This window comes from Nocardioides sp., from assembly GCF_050699375.1.
GTDB lineage: Bacteria > Actinomycetota > Actinomycetes > Propionibacteriales > Nocardioidaceae > Nocardioides.
Genome location: NZ_JBOHDN010000267.1, coordinates 1 through 20,069 on the forward strand (window position 1 = coordinate 1; position 20,069 = coordinate 20,069).

Below are 20,069 nucleotides of genomic sequence, written 5' to 3' on the forward strand. Positions count from 1 at the left end.
CCTCGGGGCCGTCGCCGGCGTCGAACTCCGCGTCCACGGCCCGGAGGCGGAGTCCCGAGACCAGGGTCGAACTGTTGACCGCGAAGTCCTTGGTGGCGAAGAAGGTCGCTACGGCCAGGAGTCCCTCGGGGTCGGGATCATGCTTGATGCCGAGCGGGCGCCGGATGTCCTCGGAGTGCACGATCATCTCCCCCAGCCCGCCGGCGCTCTCCTTTCGCGGGAGCCCGATCGGGCCAATTTCCGCGAATCTCGCGACAGTTTCCTCAGGCGAGGCGCCGCGGAACTCCTCCAGCCGCCGTCGGTTGTGTACGTCCGGGTCGAACCGGGCGCCGATCATGCTGCGCAGCCAGCCCGGGAAGGAGAGGCGCGAGGCCGCGCCGAGGTGAGCCACGACCTCCTCCACGTCCCACTCTCCGCAGAGGGTCGACGAGCGCCACTGGTCAGGCGAGAGCGAGCGAACGTCCCGGACCAGCGCGTCACGCTCCCGCAGCTGGATCACCGATAGCTTCGTCATGCGGACACTCTGGCAGGTGCGCTCGTACGTGACCTCTCGGCCTGCACACCTGACTTCTCGGCCTGCACACCTGACTTCTCGGCCTGCACACCTGACTTCTCGGCCTGCACAACTGACCTCTCGGCCTGCAGAAGTGACCTCTCGGCCTGCACGAGTGACTTCTCGGCCTGCACGAGTGATTTCTCGGCCTGCACGAGTGACTTCTCGGCCTGCAGGACTGACGCTTCGGCGAGAAAGGGCTACTTCTCGAGGGCCATCAGGGCTAGGGCGAGGAGGAGGCGGTCGTGGGGGGCGGAGATGCTCCTGCCCGTGAGGTCTTGGATCTGCTTGATGCGGTAGATGACCGTGTTGCGGTGGCAGATCAGGTCCTCGGCGGCGTGGGTGGGGGAGCCGCCGTGGGCGATGAGGGCGCGCAGGGTGGCGAGCAGGACATCGGACTGGTGGTTCGGCTGGGCCAGGATCGGGCCGAGGGTGCGGCGTACGAGCAGGTGGGAGACGGCGGGGGAGGCGGTCAGGAGCACCTGCGGGAGGCGGTCGTCGACGACCGCGATGTCCGTACGTCCCCGGGGCACGGTCTCCACGGTGTGCGTGGCGAGCTGGAAGGCGGTGCCGAAGCCGCTGAGGTCGTCGGCGGTGGCGATCCCGACGCGGCCGGAGTTGCAGCCCGTGAGCTGCTCGACGAGGTTGGCGACGGCCTCGCCGACCGGACGTGATCCCAGGGGAACCAGCCCGAAGTGGTGGTCGCCGCGTACGTGCCAGAAGGAGATCAGGTCGGCCCTCTCCAGCCGGTCGTCGGGGTTGCGAAGCGGGGAGTCGCGGTTGCCGTCGAAGGCGGCGACGACGCAGGCCATCTGCTCGTCGGCGGCGATCCCGAGGATGTCCTGCACCTCCGCGGCGAAGGCGGGGTCACCGCCGCGACCCTCCGCCAACCCGTCCAGGAGCCTGCCCTGGAGCTGGAGGTCGCGCCGCTGCAGCAGCGCCGACTCCTTCCGGTAGGCCGCCGACATCACCGAGTTCTGCACGTCCAGGTCGGTCCAGACCTGGCGCCCGGCGAGCACCATCACCCGGTCGTCGATCCCCAGCGCCGCCTGCTGGTGGACCATCGCCTCCCACAGCATCCGGGTGCCGACGGTGTAGGCGTTGAGGCAGAACTCCAGAGGTACGCCCTGACGCGCGCGGCGGCGGCCGGTATCGCGCCACAGGTCGACGGGGTTGGCGCCAGGGGTGAGGCCGGCCATGGCGCGGATGCCGCGGCGTACGTGCTCGCGGGTGCTCGAGCGAAGGTCCGCGCGGATCGAGGGATCGGCGTTGCGGTGCCACTCCGGCTGGATCGCGATCAGGGTCAGCGTGATGTCGTCGGCGATGGCATCGGCCTGGCTCACCAGGGAGGCCCAGGCACGTTCCACCAACGGACGAAGCGTCGAGTCGGCAGATGTGTCACGCGTCACATCCATGTGCGGAGCGTCCCATGCGTGCCGAGTCATCCGCCAGTGATCCGGGGAATCTGGGGCGCAGCGCCCGAATGATTTTGTGCACACTGCCCATATCCCGAATTGTGCGGAGAGTCCAAAGTGATACCCGTCACATAGGTGAGGGGAGCATGATGCAGAAGCCTGGCGAGACCACGGCGCTGTTCGCTGTCGACGGAGTCTCGGTCCGGTTCGGAGGCGTGCGCGCCCTCGAGGGTGTCTCCTTGGAGGTCGCACCCCATGAGGTGCTCGGCGTCATCGGCCCCAACGGGGCCGGCAAGACCACCCTCTTCAACGTCGTGTGCGGCTTCGTCGCTCCGGCCGAGGGTGAGCTGCGGTTGCGCGGCAAGACGATCGACAACCTCCGCCCGCACCAGCTCGCCGGCCACGGCATCGCCCGGACCCTGCAGGGGCTCGGGCTCTTCGAGCGGATGACGGTGCTCGACAACGTCATGGTCGGCGCGGACCGTCTCGCCCGTGCCGGCTTCGTGCGAGGCCTGCTCGGGCTGGGCCATCGCGACGACGCCCGCCTCGCGGCCAAGGCGCGCGAGGTCCTCGGTGAGCTCGGGATCGAGTCGTACGCCACCCGCTACCCGGGCAGCCTGCCCTACCCGATCCGCAAGAAGGTCGCGCTCGCCCGCGCCCTGGTCGCCGACCCGGAGCTCCTGCTCCTCGACGAGCCCGCCAGCGGGCTGAGCGCCGGGGAGATGGACGAGCTCGGCGAGATCATCAAGGGCCTGACCGAACGGACCGCCGTGATGCTCGTCGAGCACCACATGGACCTGGTGATGTCGGTCTGCCACCGGATCACAGTGCTCGACTTCGGCCGCGTCATCGCCGCCGGCACCCCCGACGAGATCCGCAACGACCCGGCCGTGCTCGCCGCCTACCTGGGCGAGTCGGTCGCCGAGCCTGTCGAGACCCCGACCCCTCCGCTGGAGGTCTCGACAGGCTCGGCCACCGAGGATCGAGAGGAGGCCTGATGTTCGCCGTCGAAGACCTGAGCGCTGCGTACGGACCTGTCAAGGCGCTCAACGGCGTCACCTTCACCGCCGCGAGAGGGCAGGTCACCGCGGTCCTGGGCGCCAACGGCGCCGGGAAGACCACCCTGCTCCGCACGGTCTCCGGCCTGGTGAAGTCCACGAAGGGCACCGTGAAGCTGGACGGCAAGGACATCACCCGGACCGCGACGGAGAAGCTGACGTCGTACGGCCTGGCGCACGTCCCCGAGGGGCGCGGCGTCATCGCCGAGCTGACCGTCACCGAGAACCTCCGCCTCGGCGGCCTGCATCGCGCGACCGGCTCCGAGCCGATGCCGATCGAGCGGATCTTCGAGCTCTTTCCCCGCTTGGGTGAGCGCCGAGAGGCCACCGCGCACACCCTCTCCGGAGGCGAGCGACAGATGCTCGTCATCGGCCGCGCGCTGATGGCGCGGCCGAGCGTACTCCTGCTCGACGAGCCGTCCCTGGGGCTCGCGCCCAAGGTGGTCGCCCAGATCCTCGATCTGCTCCGCGGGCTGGTGCGGACCGAGGAGCTCACCGTCGTCCTGGTCGAGCAGAACGCTCGCAGTGCCCTGTCCATCGCTGACCACGGAGTCGTCCTCAATCTCGGCAAGGTCGTCGCCTCGGCGCCGGCAGCCGAGCTGGCCGCCGACGAGCAGCTCCGCCACGCCTACCTCGGGTTCTAGGCCAAGGAGGAAAAGTGCAACAGTTTCTCGACACCACCCTCGGCGGACTGGTCCTCGGCGCCGTCTACGCCGCCTTCGCGCTGGCACTGTGCCTGATCTGGCGCTCGACCCGGATCGTCAACTTCGCCCAGGCGGCGATGGCGATGGTGACCACCTATATCGCGCTCTCGCTGATCAACGCCGACGTGCCCTACTGGGTCGCCTTCGTGGCCGCCCTCGCCGCCGGGTTCGCCCTCGGCGCGGTGATCGAACGGGTGATCATCAGGCCCGTCGAGGGCAAGGCCGAGCTCAACGCGGTGATCCTCACGCTCGGCCTGTTCATGGTGCTCCACGGACTGACCGCGATCACCTTCGGCGTCCAGCATCGTGGCTTCCCGGCGCCGGTCGGCACCAACGCCCTCGAGGTCGGCGACACCTCGGTCGGGATCACCCCGTTCGGCATCCTCACCATCGTCGTGGTCGCCGTGGTGATGGCCGGACTCGTCCTCCTCTTCCGCTTCACCGACCTGGGGCTGCGGATGCGCGCCGCGGCGTTCAACGGTGAGGTGTCCAGGCTTCTGGGAGTACGCGTCGGCCGCATGCTCACGCTCGGCTGGGCGCTCGCAGCGGCCGTGGGTGCGGTGGCCGGGATGCTCATCGCCGGCGGCGATCTGGTCAACCCGGCGTTCATGGACCCGTTCGTGATCTACGGCTTCATCGCTGCCGTGCTGGGCGGCCTCGACTCGCCGCTCGGATCGGTGATCGGCGGGCTGATCCTCGGGCTCTCGCTCTCCTACGTCACCGGCTACGTCGGCGAGCACGTGGCTCCGCTGGTCGCGCTGGGGATCTTGATGGTGGTGCTGCTGGTGCGTCCCAGCGGCCTCTTCTCGGCGGCCGCGGCCAGGAGGGTCTGACCCATGGAACGTCTGCGCTCCCTCGTCCGACCGGTCCGGAACGTACCGCTGGCCCGTCATCTGCTCATCGCCCTGGTCGCCTTCCTGGTGGTGGCGGCGGTCATCGGCACCTCCAGCCAATACCTGCAGACCCGCTACGCCGAGATGGCCTACTTCGCCATCGCCGCCGGCGGTCTCACGCTCCTCACCGGCCTCTCCGGCCAGCTCTCGCTGGGTCACGGCGCGCTCATGGCCGTCGGGGCGTACGCAGCGACGCTCGTGCTCGAGCGCACCGGCGGCGAGACCCTGGCCGACGTCTTCGTCGCCCTCCTGGTCGCGATCGCCGTCTGCGCCGTCGTCGGGGTCGTGGTCGGGGTCCCAGCGGCGCGGTTGCACGGGCCCTACATCGCCGGCGCGACCCTGACGCTGGCCGTCGCCGTGCCACGCCTGGCCAACCAGTGGGACATCCTCGGTGGCGAGCAGGGACTCCAGGTGCCGGTGCCGCGCGCCAGCGAGCTCCCGGCGTGGATCCAGGACCTGGTGTGGTTCTTCACCGCCGTCGAGATCGACCAATATTCGTTCCTCGCCTACCTCGGCTGGCTGCTCCTGGTGATCACCTTCGTCGCGATGGCCAACCTGAGCCGCTCGCGGATCGGTCGCCGCTGGCGGGCCGTCAGGGACGACGACGTCTCCGCCGAGCTGGCCGGCATCCACCTGGGCCGCGCCCGCGTGGTCGCCTTCACCGTCAGCGCCATGTGCGCCGGGCTCGCCGGCGGCCTGATGGCCATGAACGTACGCCTCACCGCACCGGGCGCGTTCACGATCACGCTCTCGCTGACGCTGCTCGCAGCGGTCGTCCTGGGCGGGCTCGGCAGCCTGACCGGAGCGCTCATCGGGGCCGGCGTACTCGCCTTTCTTCCTCACTTCGCCACCGATCTCGGGGAGTCGGTCGGGCTCAGCCCCACCCAGGCCGCGGAGGTCACCCCGGTGGTCTACGGGCTGGTCCTGATGCTCGTCATCCTCCTCGCCCCGACGGGGATCGTCGGCAGTCTGCGGCCGTTGTGGGCGCGCATCACCTCACGGTCGGGACCATCACCTCTCGGGTCAACCAAGGAGAAGACAACATGAGAAGCACTGCACGCAGGGCGGTACAGGTCGTCTGCGTCCTCACCACTGCCTCCCTCCTCGCGGCCTGTGGCGCGGGGAAGGAACGACCCTCCGAGGACGGGACGGCCGTCGGTGTCACCGACACCACCATCAAGGTCGGCGCGCACTTCCCGCTGACCGGACCGGCCGCACCGGGCTACTCGGAGATCCCGTCCGGCCACCAGGCCTTCTACGAGTACGTCAACGACAACGGCGGCGTCCACGGACGTGAGATCGAGATGGTCGTCAAGGACGACGCGTACAACCCGACCAACACCAGCGCCGTCACCAACGACATGATCCTGCAGGACGAGATCTTCGCGATGGTCGCGGGCCTCGGCACCCCGACGCACCGTGCGGTCGTGCAGCGGCTCAACGACGACGGCATCCCCGACCTGTTCGTCTCCAGCGGCTCGCTGCAGTGGGGCGACGATCCCGCCAAGAGCCCGATGACCTTCGGCTGGCAGCCCGACTACGAGATCGAGGGCAAGATCATCGGGCAGTACGTCAAGGAGAACATGCCCGACGCCAAGGTCGGTCTCTTCCTGCAGGACGACGACTTCGGTGAGGACGGTGAGAAGGGTGCGCGGCAGTTCCTCGACGACCAGATCGTCGACGTGCAGAAGTACACCCCGGGCGGGTCGACCGACTTCGCTCCCCAGATGTCCTCGTTCAAGTCCAAGGGCGTCGACCTGGTCCTCGGCTTCAACACGCCGTCTTATACGGCGCTGAGCCAGATCGCCGCGCAGGGCGTCGGCTTCAAGGCGAAGTGGTTCTACAGCAACGTCGGCTCCGACCCGGCGCTCGTCGGCGGGCTGCTCGCCTCGATGACCAAGGGCAAGATCCCGGCCGAGCAGGGCGTGAAGCTGATGGACGGGATGATGACGACCGAGTACATCCCCGGCGTCGACGCCCCCGACGACGAGTGGGTCAAGCTGTGGCAGAAGGTCTGGGACGAGTACTCCAAGAAGGGCTCGGGGAAGCTCTCCAACTACCGGATCTACGGCATGTCGCAGGCCTACACCTTCGTCCAGGCGCTGCAGGCCAACGGCAAGGACCTGACCCGGGAGTCGATCGTGGAGACCATCGAGAAGGAAGGCTCCTCCTTCGAAGGACCGGGGCTCGCGCCGTTCCGGTTCTCCGAGGACTCGCACATGGGCATCTCCGGGACGAGCGTCGTCGAGATCAAGAACGGCGCCTCCGAACCGCTCACGCCGGTGCTCGTCACCGACATCGGCGACGCGCCGATCGAGGAGGACGACAGCGCCGCCTCGGACGCACCGCCCGCCTCCGGGCTGCCCGAGTGACCACTACTGATCAGTAGGTTGCCGCACGCGCACGGACCGGCCTCCGTTACAGTGAATAGCCATCGCTAACGCCACTGGAGGTGGTCGGTCCGTGAACGTGCTCGCACCCGGGAGCGGAGTGGTTGTGACCGGAGCCGCCCGAGGCATCGGGAAGGCGCTGGCCACGCGGTTCGCCGCAGAAGGGTGTCGTGTCGTCGTGGCCGACATCGACGCCGACGAGCTCTCGAAGGTGGCCGGCTCGATCGGCGCCCTCGCGGTCCCCGGCGACGCCGCCACGGCCGCCGGCACCGCGGCGCTCGTGGACGCTGCCCGGGAGGAGCTCGGCAAGATCGACGCCTGGTATGGCAACGCGGGAGTCGAGCGCGGCCGAGGCCTCGAGGCCTCCGACCACGCCTGGTTGACCTCGTACGAGGTCAACGTCCTCGCCCACGTACGCGCCGCACGGCTGCTGCTGCCGGACTGGGTCGCCCGCGGTGCCGGTCGGTTCGTGGTCACCTCCTCTTCCGCGGGCCTCCTCACGCTGCTCGGCTCCCCCTCCTACGCGGCCACCGAGCACGCCGAGATCGCCTTCGCCGAATGGCTCGCCGCCACCTACCGGCACCAGGGCGTCGTCGCTCAGGCGATCGTCGCGCGCAGCGTGAAGACGGGGATGCTCGAACGCTCCTCCGGGCTCCCGGGTTTCCGGTCGGCCGAGGGCGCACTCACCGCCGAGGAAGTCGCCGACGCCGTCTGGGTTGCCGGGCAGAGCTCGCAGTTCTGGATCTCGCTCGAGCCCGACGTGGCCGAGGAGTACGCCACGCGTGCCTCGGACATCGACGCCTGGATCGACGGCGTGAACCGTGTCAGGCAGGAGCTCGACGCGCCCTCCGATCCGGACTGAGCCTGGCCTCAGGATGTGAGGCGGGCGAGCGCCAGCGAGTGCGCCCGCTCGAGTGCCTCGTGGGCGGCAACCGGATCGTCTCGTCGATGACAGGGGCGGGATCGAGGGTCTGCGCAGGAGTCACGGCAGGGAGTGAAGCAGCGCCAGGAGGCGGCGTCAACGGCGTTTTGGGGGTGCCTCCACTAGTCTCGCCGATGTGGAACCTTTGGTCTCGACCTGGCTCAGCGGCCTCGACGGCATCCCGACGCAGGCGCAGAACGTCAACCAGCAGCACTATGCGGCGAGCCTGATGAAGGTGCCCGTGGCGATCGCCGCCTATCGGCTGCGCGACCGCGGGCTGTTGTCGCTGGACGAGCCGATCGCCGTTCATCCCGACTTCGACTCCGCTGTCGTCGGCGAGCGGTTCGAGATGGATCCCGCCGAGGACCAGGATCCCGAGACCTGGGCGGCGGCAGGCTCCGCGCTGCCGCTGGGTGATCTCGTACGCCGCTCCCTGACCGTGTCGGGGAACCTCGCCGTCAACCTCGTGCTCGAGCGGGTCGGGCTGGACGCGGTCGCGACCGTGCTCGCGGACGCGGACGTGACCCCGATGACGACCGTCTCCCGTGGGATCGAGGACGCGCCCGCGCGCGAGGCGGGGCTGCAGAACCTGGCGACCGCCAACGACATGGGCAAGCTGCTCTCCAAGCTCGCCTCCGGCCGTCTCCTATCGCCCGAGTCGACCGCGGAGCTGGAGGGGATCCTGCTCGACCAGCACTACCGCGACGCGATCCCGCTCGGGGTGCCCGAGGACGCGGTCGTCGGCAACAAGACCGGCTGGGTCGACGGCGTACGCCACGACATGGCGATCATCCGGCCCGCCGAGGGCGAGCCGCAGGTGATGGTCGTGCTCACGACCGGCCTGGACGACGACGAGTCGGAGTTCCGGATCAGCGAGGTCGCGCGTTACCTCTGGTCGACCCTGTGAGGTCGGCGCCGTGACCTCGCCGCGGGTCGTCGCGGTGCGCACCCAGCGTGTCCGGGTGCCGCTGCACACGCCCTTCGTGACGGCGCTGCGCCGCACCGACTTCGCGGAGACCGTCGTGGCCACCGTCGAGGACTCCGACGGCTGCCTCGGGTGGGGCGAGGCGCCCCAGGTCTGGAAGGTCACCGGTGAGTCGTTCGCCGGATCCTCGGCCGCTCTGGAAGGACCGATCTCCGACGTGCTCGTCGGCGCTCCAGGCGACCTGTCGTCGACGGGGCGGGTGCAGCGTGCCGTCGTCGGCAACCGCTCGGCGAAGATGGCCGCCGACATCGCGCTGTACGACCTGGTGTCCCGTCGCGCCGGCCTCACGCTCACCGAATATCTGCGCGGCCTCGTCGGCTCCCGGTCGGCCCATCGGCCGCGGGCGTTCACCGACGTCACCCTCTCGGTCGGCACCCCGGACGAGCTCGCGCAGGCAGCCGCCGCCCGGGTGCGCGACGGGTTCCGGACCCTGAAGGTCAAGGTCGGGACCGATGCCGGCGGTGACGCCGCGCGCGTCATCGCGGTTCGCGACTCCGTCGAGGACGTACGCCGCCAGAAGTCGATCGCCGACAAGGTCACGCTTCGCCTCGACGCCAACACCGGGTGGCGCGCCGACGACGCGGTCGCGGTGCTGTCGACGCTGGCCGATGCGGGCGTCGAGCTGGAGTTCGTCGAGCAGCCGGTCGCTCGGCGTGACCTGGAGGGGATGGCGTACGTCCGGCGTCATCAGCCCTACAAGATCCTTGCCGACGAGTCGGTCTTCGACCTCGAGGACCTCGTCGATGTCATCCGCGCCGGCGCGGCCGACGCGGTCAACGTGAAGCTGGCCAAGTGCGGCGGGCTGACCCCGGCGATCGAGCTGCTCGAGGTCGCCAAGGGCCACGGCCTCGACCGCCTCGTCGGGTGCATGATGGAGTCACACCTCGGCATCGGCGCGGCCGCTGCCGTCGTCACCGCGCTCGGCATCCCGGGCGAGCAGGACCTCGACGCGGGCTGGTGGGCCAGGACGAGCCCATACGCCGGCGGCATCACCTATGACGGCCCTAGGATCCTCTTCTCGGACGAGCCGGGCCTCGGCATCGAAGGAGTTCTCTGATGAAGACCGTCGACCGACCGACCTTCGTCGTGGCCGCGCCGGCCGATGACGCCGAGCACGAGACCGAGGTCGTCCCCGGCGAGGAGGTCGTCGTCCTCGAGACGCAGGGGGACTGGGCGCACGTGGTCGTCCCTGCACATGCCTCGTCGAAGGACGAGCGCGGCTATCCGGGCTGGTTGCCTTCGGCCGCCCTGACCGACGGCCCGCAGCGGAACGTCGAGGTCGGTGAGGGCGTCGAGGCGCTCCTGGCCAAGGCCCGCACCTACCTCGGGGTCCCCTACGTCTGGGGCGGCACCACCGGCGCCGGCATCGACTGCTCCGGCCTGGTGTTCCGGGCGGCCGAGGACATCGGCGTACGTCTCCCGCGCGACGCCGGCGACCAGGCCGCCGCGCTCGCGGCGATCGACCTCGACGAGGTGGGTCCCGGTGACCTCTACTTCTTCGCCGAGGGCCCCCGGGTCTTCCACGTGGCCATCGCCACCGCGGCCCCCGGACCCGACGGCGTACGTCCGATGATCCACGCCGACGGCGACAAGACGGCCGTCGTCGAGGAGCCCATGCCTTTCGACCGCGCCAACACGCTCGTTACCGCCGCCCGCCTCTGACCTCTCGGCCTGCAGAAGTGACTTCTCGGCCTGCGAATGTGACTTCTCGGTCAGCGCCGGTGAATTCTCGCGCGCCAGAAGTGACAATTCGGCGTGGTGAGTTAACTTCGAACGTATGACTCGTACAGGGGCACTGAGTCCACAGAGCCGCGACCTCGCGATCGGCACGATGGTCGGGGCGGCGGGGGAGACCGAGCTCGACGTACTCGTCGTCGGAGGGGGTGTGACCGGCGCCGGGGTGGCGCTGGACGCCGTCACCAGAGGGCTGAGCACGGGGCTGATCGAGCAGCGCGACCTGGCCTCGGGGACGAGCTCGCGCAGCTCGAAGCTCGTGCACGGGGGCTTGCGATACCTGGAGATGATGGACTTCGCGCTGGTGCGCGAGGCACTCCAGGAGCGTGGGCTGCTGCTCAACACGCTGGCCCCGCACCTGGTCCGGCCGGTGCCGTTCCTCTACCCGCTGACCAACTCCGTCTGGGAGCGGTTCTACGTCGGCTCCGGTCTGGCCCTCTACGACACGATGGCGTCCTTCGGGCCGCTCTCCGGGATGGGCAACTCCGGTCTCCCGCGCCATCGCCATCTCACCCGCAAGGGCGTGGCCAGGATCGCGCCGGACTTCAACACCGACACGATCACCGGCGCGATCCAGTACCACGACGCCCAGGTCGACGACGCCCGCCTGGTGATGACGATCGCCCGCACCGCCGCGTCCCACGGAGCCCAGGTCGCGACCAGGGTCCAGGTGACCGGGTTCCTCCGCGAGGGCGAGCGGGTCGTCGGCGTACATGCCAGGGATCTCGAGCACGACCAGGACCTGGTCATCCGGGCGAAGACGGTCGTCAACGCCGCCGGGGTGTGGACCGACGAGATCCAGGACATGGTCGGCGGCCGCGGCGCCCTGCACGTGAAGGCGTCCAAGGGCATCCACCTCGTCGTCCCGCGCGACCGGATCCGCTCGGAGTCGGGCTTCATCGTGCGCACCGAGACGAGCGTCCTGTTCGTGATCCCGTGGGGTCGCCACTGGATCATCGGCACCACCGACACCCCGTGGACGTACGATCTCGCGCACCCGGCGGCGTCCAAGACCGACATCGAGTACGTCCTGGAGCACGTCAACGCCATCCTGCGCGAGCCGCTCGACCTCGAGGACGTCGAGGGCGTGTACGCGGGGCTGCGCCCGCTCCTGACCGGCGAGTCCGACCAGACGGCCGGCCTCAGCCGCGAGCACACAGTGGTCACGCCGCTGCCGGGTCTGGTGCTGATCGCCGGCGGCAAGCTGACCACCTACCGGGTGATGGCCAAGGACGCCGTCGACGCAGCTGCCCACTCGCTGGGGACGACCACCAACATGACCCTGCGCGAGTCGATCACCGACAAGGTGCGTCTCGTCGGGGCCGAGGGCTTCGAGACCCGCTCGAACCAGCGGGTTCTCCTGGCCCGCCGCTCCGGCCTCCACGTCGGCAGGATCGACCATCTCCTCGGTCGTCACGGCGGCCTCATCGACGATGTGCTCGACCTCATCTCGCAGCGCCGCCCGCTCGCGCTGCAGCTCGAGGGCGCCGAGGACTATCTCGCCGCCGAGGTCGTCTACGCCGTCAACAACGAGGGCGCCCGCCACCTCGACGACGTGCTGGAGCGGCGCACCAGGATCGCCATGGAGACCTTCGACCGCGGCGTCTCCGCCGCCCCCGGCGTCGCTCGGCTGATGGCCGAGGAGCTCGGCTGGGACGAGCAGCGTACGCAGGAGGAGGTCGACCACTACCTGCGGCGCATCGAGGCCGAGCGCCGCTCCCAGCTGAAGGTCACCGACGAGGAGGCCGACCGCGCTCGGTTGGAGGTTCAGGACCTCGTCTGACCCTGCAAACCGGCGGCTCTGGGTCGGGCTGCGGATCTTGTCCTGTGGTTGGGAATGGGTTCAGCTCGCCGCGGCCCAGACGATCCGCGACCTCATCGAGACGAGACGAACCCGCTCTCGTACGCCGCGATGACCGCCTGCACGCGATCGCGGACGCCGAGCTTGGCCAGGATGTTGCGGACGTGGGTCCTGACGGTCTCGACTCCGAGATGGATGTCTTCGGCGATCTCGGCGTTGGACCGGCCGCTGGCCAAGAGATGTAGCACCTCGGCCTCCCGGCTGGTGAGCCGCGCGCCGTCGAGTCCGCCTCCCTCGGGCGCGCCGACGGCAGCGACCAGGGAGCGGATGGCACCCGGAAACAGCAGGGAATCACCCTCGTGGACGGTCCGGACGGCGTTGACGAAGTCCCCGGCCGACGCCCGCTTGAGCAGGAACCCACGTGCCCCCGCGCGCAGGGCGTCATACACGTAGTCGTCGTTCTCGAACGTGGTCACCACGACCACGGCGGGCGGCAGGTCGAGCTCGACGATGAGTCGGGTGGCGGCGATCCCGTCGACTCTCGGCATGCGCACGTCCATGAGCACGACGTCCGGGCGGGCGCTACGGACCACTGCGAGCGCGGCCGCCCCGTCGTCGGCTTCGCCCACAACCGTGATGTCGGCCGCGGACTCGAGAATCGCGCGGAGGCCGCTGCGCACCAGCGGCTCGTCGTCGACCAGGACGACGGTGATCATGAGTCACCCCTTCCAGCCGTCAGCGGGATCCTGACGTCGAGGCGGAACTCTCCGTCGATGAGAGAGTGCTCCGCGGAACCGTCCAGCGTGGCCGCGCGTTCGGTGATCCCAGCCAGTCCCCGACCTCGTTCCGCCCGAGTGCGCGCAGCAGTGTTGGTCAACCTGATGGCGAGCTCCTCCGGTCTCGCCGAGACGGTGAGGGTGGCGGCGCGGTCCGTTGAGTGCTTCATCGCGTTGGTAAGCCCCTCCTGGGTGATCCGGTAGGCCTCGCGGCCGATCATCGCCGGCAACGTGGTCAGATCTCCGTCAGTGGTCACTTTCACCTTGAGTCCGGCCGACCGCACCGCGGTGACGAGCGAATCGAGTGCGCTCAGGTCTGGTGTAGACGTGCGGCTGGGCTGTCCGTTCTCGCGCAACAGACCCAAGGCGTGGTCGAGGTCGTCGGCCGCGGAACGCGACGCCTGTTCGATCGCCCCCAGCGCTTTGACGGCGAAGTCGCGGTCTCGGTCGATGACGAGCGCAGCGGCGCTCGCCTGGACGGTGATCAGAGACAGGGCGTGCCCGATGCTGTCGTGGATCTCGCGGGCGAGCCGGTTGCGCTCCACCAGGCGCGCTGACTCCGACTCCAGCCGGGAGATCCGCTCGTCGTACGACGGACCGAGCAGGCCCGGCGCGACCAACCCCAGCGCGTAGCCCAGGCCCGAGGCCAGGACGACGGCGGCCACGATCGCGACCAGGCCGAGCGCTCCGAAGCCTGCGGTGATCGCCCCGCCGACGATGGCCACGATGACGGCTCCGGACAGCAGGTGAAGCACGAACCACACCAGCGTGCGTCGACGATCCGCCCAGGTGCGTGCGGGCCCCGGCGAGCCCCCTGGGAAATCGATCTCGAGCAGTGTCTGGGCTGCGGTCGCCTCGATCTCGCGAACCCCGGGGATGAGGCCGAGGCAAGCGATGGGAACGACCGAGATCAGCGTGGCGAGCATGACCGTGACGGCGAGCGGGACGTCGTCGCTCTCGGCGATCAAGACGACGACGGTGAGGTCGAGGATCGCGAACGCCAGCGCCACACCGGCCCCGAGCAGCACGAAGACCATCCGCAGATAGGTCACCGCCGAGGTCAGCATGCTGCCATCCTTTCAAAGGCCGCACCCCCGCAGATCACCCGCGCGGGGGAGGCGGTCCACCTGCGAGGGTGATCCGGTCCGGCAGGGCCGGCCAGGACGCTGGATCCATGACATCAACACCAACACCGACCCGTACGTCCGAAGCGGCCGCAGCAGCGTCGCGAAGATCTGCTGTCGAGATCGCCACCGCAGTCTGGAGCGTCCTGGCTGTCGCCGTCGGCGCGTGGATCCTCGTCGACCCCAGCTGGTATCCGCTCGGCAGCGCCGACATGAGTGCCGGGTTCTCCCTGCTCGCAGACGTGCCGTCCCGGGTCGTCGGCCTGGCCACCGTGACGCTGGGGCTGGTGGGTATCGGCGCCGCTCTGGCGATGTCGGCCCGACTTCCCTCCTCGCTGCTCGCGTACGGCTTCGTCGCCATCGGTGCCGTCGAGACCCTGGTCTTCGCCGCGATCGTGCCCGATATCCGTCTGCTCATCCTGATGGGCTACCTGTGCGCGATCTTCGGACCGGTGCTCGTGCTCGGCATCCTGGTTGCCGGCGCCCGGGGAAATCGTCGCAACCTCGTCGTCGTCACCATCGCTGCGGCAGTCATCGCGACCGGCCTGGTTGTCTTCGGCGCCAACGCGGATGCCTTCAGCGACGCCGGCCACGCGTTGGCCGGCGGCTTCGCCAAGGCAGGGCCCGGCATGCTGCTGGTCGGGGGCGCCTTCGTCGGCGGCGCGTTGTGGCTTGCCAGCACGGTGCGCCACCTGCGTCGGCTGCGCGAGCAGTGTGTGCACTGCGGCCGTCCGGCGCGCGGCTTCGTCGGGGACGCAGCCACCTGGGGTCGCTGGGTCACGATCGGCGCCGCCCTGTGCCCGCTGCCGTACGCACTGTTCCGCATGACCTGGATGACACCGTGGCCGGTGTCGACGGATGTGGCCGTGCTGGAAGCCGACCCGGGGATGCGGGTCTTCGGGTTGAGCCTCGGGTTCGCCGCGATCGCGGGAAGTGTTCTGACGATCGGCCTCATCAGCCGCTGGGGCGAGGTCTTCCCGCGCTGGGTCCCTGTGCTGCGCGGTCGCGTGGTGCCGGCTGGACCTCCCGCAGCCGTGGCTCTCGTCGTGGCGGGGGCGGTCACCCTGGCAGGACGCTCGAGCCTCCAGTCCGTTGACGGGGGCGAAGGCGGCATCGACGCCCTGGGAGCTGAAGCACTCCTGCTCCTTCCCTTCCCGATCTGGGGGCCGTTGCTCGGCGCGGCGGCCATCGCCTACTTCGTTCGTCGGCGCAGCCAGTGCCGGCACTGCGCGAACGACTGACAACCGAGGAACCTCACGGGAAACCTGGTCACCGACCATCGGCCCACCGTGCCTACCTGGTCCAGAATCTCGTCTGATCTGGGCCAGTTAGGCGGAATTGCCGTGGCGTAGGTCGGGCTCACGTAGCACTCTGACGACATGTTCCCTTCGGCAGGCTCAGGTCAGCGCCTGGTCACAGATCCCCCCGTGCCGTTGGCCACCGACGAGTTCGTGCTCGAGCCGTTGCGGCCCGAGCTGCTCGACCTGGACACCGAGGCGTACCTGGCCAGTCCCGACGTGATCCGCGACCACAGCTGCGGCAGGTGGCCGGTGACGGGCTTCGGCCGCGAGGACAACCTGCCCCTCGTCATCCGGCATTGGTCCGACCACCAGGCGAAGCGAGCCTTCACCTACCTGTTCCTCGAACCCGACGGCACCTCGTCCTTGGGCTGTCTCTACGTGCAGCCCCTCTTTCCCTACCTGGAGGCGATGGGCGCGGATGCCCAGACCCTGTTGAGGTACGCAGGTGGAGCGACCGCCAGGGTCTCCTACTGGCTCCGCCAGGACCGTGAGCCAGGACTCACCGCTTCGGTGGCCGAGCGGCTGGACGAGTGGCTGCGGACGAGGTGGCCGCTGGACGCCTATCTCTACCGGGCGGCCCCGGAGGAGGAGTGCACCGTGTACGCGCTCGACCGGCTGCCGCTGGACCGTGTGGACATCGACCTTCCCGCCGAGCGCTGCACCTACCTGTGGTGGACCGCCGAGGTCCGAGGTGGACCGTTCGCATGGTGAGTTAGTGAGACGCCTGTCTGGCTTCCGAGACGGTCGTCACATACTCTCGGTACATGAGCGCTTCGAACCCGACCCCTTCCGGCGGCCCGATCGTCGAGGGCCCGCTCGATCCCGAGCACGACGCCTCGGCGTCCCTGGCCCTCGAACCTGACTATGTCGCCCGCCTGACCGGCCTCGTCGTGGCGACCACCGGGGAGACCCGCGAGGTCATCAGTCCGCTCAACGGGGCGCCGTTGGCGCACATCCCGCAGTCGAGCGACGACGACGTCGCCGAGTCCTTCGCCAAGGCCCGGGTCGCCCAGGAGAAGTGGGCCGCGACCCCGGTCGCCGAGCGCGAGCGCATCCTGATCAAGCTGCACGACCTCGTCCTGGACCGGCAGGACGAGATCCTCGACCTGATCGTGCTCGAGTCGGGCAAGGCCCGAAAGCACGCCTTCGACGAGCCGCTGCACATCGCGCTGACCGCGCGCTACTACGGCCGCAGGTCGTCGAAGATCCTCGACACCGAGCGCAAGCTCGGCGTCATCCCGGTGCTGACCCGCGTCGACCTCAACCACGTCCCCAAGGGCGTCGTCGGCATCATCAGCCCCTGGAACTACCCCTTCACGATGGCCCTGTGCGACGGACTGGCCGCGCTCGCCGCCGGCAACGCGGTCGTCATCAAGCCCGACTCGCAGACGATGCTGAGCGCGCTCCTCGGCGCCGAGCTGCTTCAGGAGGCCGGGCTCCCGGAGAACCTGTGGACGGTCGTCGCCGGGCCCGGCTCGAAGGTCGGCACGAGCATCATCCAGCGCGCCGACTACGTCTGCTTCACCGGCTCGACCAACACCGGCAAGATCGTCGCCAAGCAGGCCGCGGAGCGCCTGATCGGCGCCAGCCTGGAGCTCGGCGGGAAGAACCCGATGCTGATCCTGGGCGACGCCGACATCGAGAAGGCCGCCGAGGGCGCGACCCGTGCGGTCTTCTCCAACGCCGGCCAGCTGTGCGTGAGCGTCGAGCGGCTCTTCGTCGACGACAAGGTCTACGACCGGTTCGTGGAGCGCTTCGTCGCCCGCACCCAGGCGATGACCCTCGGTGCCACCCTCGGGTGGGAGAACGACATGGGCACCCTGATCTCGCAGGCCCAGGTGGACGCCGCGACCGCCCACGTCGAGGATGCCGTCGCCAAGGGCGCCCGCGTGCTCGCCGGCGGCAAGGCCCGCCCCGACCTGGCACCGTTCTTCTTCGAGCCGACCATCCTCGAGGGTGTCACCCCGGAGATGACCTGCTTCGGCAACGAGACCTTCGGCCCGGTCGTCTCCCTCTACCGCTTCCACAGCGAGGAGGAGGCGATCGAGCGTGCCAACGACGGCGAGTACGGCCTCAACGGCTCGATCTACAGCCGTGACACCGCTCGGGCCCGTCACATCGCCCGCCAGATCAAGTGCGGCACGATCAACATCAACGAGGCGTTCGGCGCCTCGTTCGCCAGCATCGATGCCCCGATGGGCGGGATGCGTGAGTCGGGGATGGGCCGGCGTCAGGGCGTCGAGGGCATCCTGCGCTACACCGAGTCCCAGTCGGTCGCCTCCCAGGCGGTCCTGCGCTTCGCGCCCCAGTTCGGGATGAGCGAGCAGACGTACGCCAAGTTCATGACGGCCTCGCTCCGTGTCCTGAAGTCGTTGGGCCGCGCATGAACGAGCGCAAGCGAGCGTCAATCGGCAGAACGCACTACGACGTACTCATCATCGGGTCGGGCTTCGGCGGATCGGTCAGCGCTCTGCGCCTGACCGAGAAGGGCTACTCGGTCGGAGTGGTCGAGGCCGGACGCCGGTTCGAGGACGACGAGCTGCCCAACACCTCCTTCGACCTGCGCAAATATCTGTGGGCGCCGGCGATCGGCTGCTACGGCATCCAGCGCATCGACATGGTCAAGGACGCCGTGATCATGGCCGGTGCTGGGGTCGGTGGCGGCTCCCTGGTCTACGCGAACACGCTCTACGAACCGCTCGACCCGTTCTACCAGGACCCGTCATGGAGCCACATCACCGACTGGAAGGCCGAGCTCGCGCCCTACTACGAGCAGGCCAAGCGGATGCTCGGCGTGACCACCTACGCGGACATGACCCCGGCCGACGAGGTCATGCAGAAGGTCGCGGCCGAGACCGGCCGCGGCGACACCTTTCACAAGGCGCCCGTCGGGGTCTTCTTCGGCGGTCCCGAGCACGTGCCCGGGCAGAAGGTGCCGGACCCCTACTTCGGCGGCGCGGGCCCGGACCGCCGTGCCTGCCTCAACTGCGGCGAGTGCATGACCGGCTGCCGCCACAACTCGAAGAACACCCTGGTCAAGAACTATCTCTATCTCGCTGAGAAGCTCGGCGCCGAGGTGCACCCGCTGACCACGGTGACCCGGGTCTACCCGGCCAGGAACGGCAAGGGGTACGTCGTCGAGACCCGCTCCACCAAGGCCAAGCTCGGCGTCGGCCGGACCCGGCGGTTCACCGCCGACCAGGTGATCTTCTCGGCGGCGTCGCTCGGCACCCAGAAGCTGCTCCACAAGCTCAAGCGCACCGGCGACCTCCCACAGATCTCGCCGCGCCTGGGCGAGCTGACCCGGACCAACTCCGAGTCGATCCTGGGCGCCATCGCCCCGAAGGGCACGGCGATCGACTACTCCGAGGGCGTGGCGATCACCTCCTCGTGGCACCCCGACGACCACACCCACATCGAGCCCGTCCGCTACGGGCACGGCAGCAACGCGATCGCGGCGATGCAGACGGTGCTCACCGAAGGTGGTCCCCATCGGGTCCGCCGGTGGCTCAAGGAGATGTGGCTGCAGCGGCGGTCGCTGCGTACGTTCTACGACTTCAAGCACTGGTCCGAGCGCACCGTCATCGCGCTGGTCATGCAGGCGTTGGACAACTCGATCACGACCTACCCGAAGCGGACGCTCCTCGGCTGGCGGATGTCGTCGAAGCAGGGCCACGGCAAGCCCAACCCGACCTGGATCCCCGCGGGTCTGGACGCGGTGCGGAAGATGGCCGGGGTGATGAGCTCGGGCGAGAAGCAGGGGTATGCCGGCGGCACGATCGGGGAGCCGTTCAACAAGCCGATGACCGCCCACTTCATCGGTGGCTGCACGATCGGCGACTCGGTGGCGACGGGTGTGATCGACCCCTATCAGCGGCTCTACGGCCATGACGGTCTGCACGTCGTCGACGGCTCGGCGATCTCCGCCAACCTGGGCGTGAACCCGTCGCTGACGATCACCGCACAGGCCGAGCGGGCGATGGCGTTCTGGCCCAACAAGGACCAGGCCGACCCGCGGCCGGTGCTGGGTGACGCCTATGCGCGGATCCAGCCCGTCACGCCGGCGGCGCCGGCGGTGCCGGCGACCGCTCCGGCGGCGCTGCGGCTGCCGATCGTCGACGTACGCTGACGGATTGGTTGTCTTGGCGACAGAAAAGACGAGGAAGTTTCTCTCCAGCCCGTAACTGTGGTCAAGAGGGGTCGTTGGAGTGATCAGACCCGGGATTGCTCCCTCCCTAATACATGCCGGGTCTTACGTCCGGGCCATTTTTGTCTCGGGCAATCAGGGCCCGGCCACCTCCCTCCCCGGTCGGGCCCTGGTGCGTTTTGCGGAGGAAGTATCGGCTCACGCCGAGTCGGCGCAATCCGGTCCTCGCTTCGCTCCGGTCCGGTTCCGCCGACTCGGCGTATCGC

At 69.3% G+C, this 20,069-nt stretch carries 18 protein-coding genes; 14 read left to right on the forward strand and 4 right to left on the reverse strand.

Annotated features, from left to right (window positions below; all coding sequences use genetic code 11):
• Nucleotides 1–514: maleylpyruvate isomerase family mycothiol-dependent enzyme (locus tag ACRDPS_RS19300; protein ID WP_431503279.1), on the reverse strand; the 514-nt coding region annotated here is incomplete at its 3' end.
• A 239-nt stretch (nt 515–753) separates the two neighbouring features.
• Nucleotides 754–1,968: a PucR family transcriptional regulator gene (locus ACRDPS_RS19305; protein WP_431503280.1), complete on the reverse strand. Its 1,215-nt coding sequence runs from the start codon at nt 1,966–1,968 to the stop codon at nt 754–756.
• A 146-nt stretch (nt 1,969–2,114) separates the two neighbouring features.
• Between ACRDPS_RS19305 and ACRDPS_RS19310 the strand changes: the two genes are divergently transcribed.
• The 10 genes from ACRDPS_RS19310 to ACRDPS_RS19355 all read left to right on the forward strand — a co-directional run bounded on the left by ACRDPS_RS19310 (nt 2,115) and on the right by ACRDPS_RS19355 (nt 12,437).
• Nucleotides 2,115–2,966 (forward strand): ABC transporter ATP-binding protein, encoded by an 852-nt coding sequence (locus ACRDPS_RS19310; RefSeq protein WP_431503281.1) that lies wholly within the window; start codon nt 2,115–2,117, stop codon nt 2,964–2,966.
• Nucleotides 2,966–3,670: an ABC transporter ATP-binding protein gene (locus ACRDPS_RS19315; RefSeq protein WP_431503282.1), complete on the forward strand. Its 705-nt coding sequence runs from the start codon at nt 2,966–2,968 to the stop codon at nt 3,668–3,670. Before ACRDPS_RS19310 ends, ACRDPS_RS19315 begins: the two co-directional genes overlap by 1 nt.
• A gap of 14 nt (nt 3,671–3,684) precedes the next feature.
• A complete protein-coding gene (locus tag ACRDPS_RS19320) occupies nt 3,685–4,563 on the forward strand; it encodes a branched-chain amino acid ABC transporter permease (RefSeq protein ID WP_431503283.1) in 879 nt (292 codons plus the stop codon).
• A gap of 3 nt (nt 4,564–4,566) precedes the next feature.
• The gene (locus ACRDPS_RS19325; RefSeq protein WP_431503284.1) at nt 4,567–5,670 is read left to right on the forward strand and encodes a branched-chain amino acid ABC transporter permease; all 1,104 of its coding nucleotides are present in this window, start codon (nt 4,567–4,569) and stop codon (nt 5,668–5,670) included.
• Nucleotides 5,667–6,995 carry an ABC transporter substrate-binding protein gene (locus tag ACRDPS_RS19330; RefSeq protein ID WP_431503285.1) on the forward strand — a complete coding sequence of 443 codons (1,329 nt, stop codon included), beginning with the start codon at nt 5,667–5,669 and terminating at the stop codon, nt 6,993–6,995. The genes ACRDPS_RS19325 and ACRDPS_RS19330 overlap by 4 nt, the downstream gene beginning before the upstream one ends.
• A 91-nt stretch (nt 6,996–7,086) precedes the next feature.
• The gene (locus ACRDPS_RS19335; protein WP_431503286.1) at nt 7,087–7,875 is read left to right on the forward strand and encodes an SDR family oxidoreductase; all 789 of its coding nucleotides are present in this window, start codon (nt 7,087–7,089) and stop codon (nt 7,873–7,875) included.
• A 196-nt stretch (nt 7,876–8,071) separates the two neighbouring features.
• Nucleotides 8,072–8,842, forward strand: coding sequence for a serine hydrolase (locus ACRDPS_RS19340; protein ID WP_431503287.1), 771 nt, complete (start codon nt 8,072–8,074; stop codon nt 8,840–8,842).
• 10 nt (nt 8,843–8,852) lie between these two features.
• Nucleotides 8,853–9,977: a dipeptide epimerase gene (locus ACRDPS_RS19345; RefSeq protein WP_431503288.1), complete on the forward strand. Its 1,125-nt coding sequence runs from the start codon at nt 8,853–8,855 to the stop codon at nt 9,975–9,977.
• Entirely contained in the window at nt 9,977–10,582 is a 606-nt protein-coding gene (locus tag ACRDPS_RS19350) for a C40 family peptidase (RefSeq protein WP_431503289.1), read from the forward strand. The genes ACRDPS_RS19345 and ACRDPS_RS19350 overlap by 1 nt, the downstream gene beginning before the upstream one ends.
• 115 nt (nt 10,583–10,697) lie before the next feature.
• On the forward strand, nt 10,698–12,437 hold the full coding sequence (locus ACRDPS_RS19355; RefSeq protein ID WP_431503290.1) for a glycerol-3-phosphate dehydrogenase/oxidase: 1,740 nt from the start codon (nt 10,698–10,700) through the stop codon (nt 12,435–12,437).
• Between the two features lie 92 nt (nt 12,438–12,529).
• Here ACRDPS_RS19355 and ACRDPS_RS19360 read toward each other — a convergent pair whose 3' ends face one another.
• Both ACRDPS_RS19360 and ACRDPS_RS19365 read right to left on the reverse strand, forming a co-directional pair.
• Nucleotides 12,530–13,171, reverse strand: coding sequence for a response regulator (locus ACRDPS_RS19360; protein ID WP_431503291.1), 642 nt, complete (start codon nt 13,169–13,171; stop codon nt 12,530–12,532).
• Nucleotides 13,168–14,298 carry a sensor histidine kinase gene (locus ACRDPS_RS19365; RefSeq protein WP_431503292.1) on the reverse strand — a complete coding sequence of 377 codons (1,131 nt, stop codon included), beginning with the start codon at nt 14,296–14,298 and terminating at the stop codon, nt 13,168–13,170. The genes ACRDPS_RS19360 and ACRDPS_RS19365 overlap by 4 nt, the downstream gene beginning before the upstream one ends.
• Nucleotides 14,299–14,405: 107 nt before the next feature.
• On the opposite strand from ACRDPS_RS19365, the gene ACRDPS_RS19370 reads away from it, so the two are divergent.
• From ACRDPS_RS19370 to ACRDPS_RS19385, 4 genes are all read left to right on the forward strand, one after another.
• A complete protein-coding gene (locus ACRDPS_RS19370) occupies nt 14,406–15,596 on the forward strand; it encodes a hypothetical protein (protein ID WP_431503293.1) in 1,191 nt (396 codons plus the stop codon).
• A 138-nt stretch (nt 15,597–15,734) separates the two neighbouring features.
• Nucleotides 15,735–16,367: a hypothetical protein gene (locus ACRDPS_RS19375; RefSeq protein ID WP_431503294.1), complete on the forward strand. Its 633-nt coding sequence runs from the start codon at nt 15,735–15,737 to the stop codon at nt 16,365–16,367.
• 53 nt (nt 16,368–16,420) lie between these two features.
• A complete protein-coding gene (locus ACRDPS_RS19380; RefSeq protein ID WP_431503295.1) occupies nt 16,421–18,043 on the forward strand; it encodes a succinic semialdehyde dehydrogenase in 1,623 nt (540 codons plus the stop codon).
• The gene (locus ACRDPS_RS19385; protein ID WP_431503296.1) at nt 18,040–19,785 is read left to right on the forward strand and encodes a GMC oxidoreductase; all 1,746 of its coding nucleotides are present in this window, start codon (nt 18,040–18,042) and stop codon (nt 19,783–19,785) included. The genes ACRDPS_RS19380 and ACRDPS_RS19385 overlap by 4 nt, the downstream gene beginning before the upstream one ends.
• Nucleotides 19,786–20,069 lie beyond the last annotated feature (284 nt).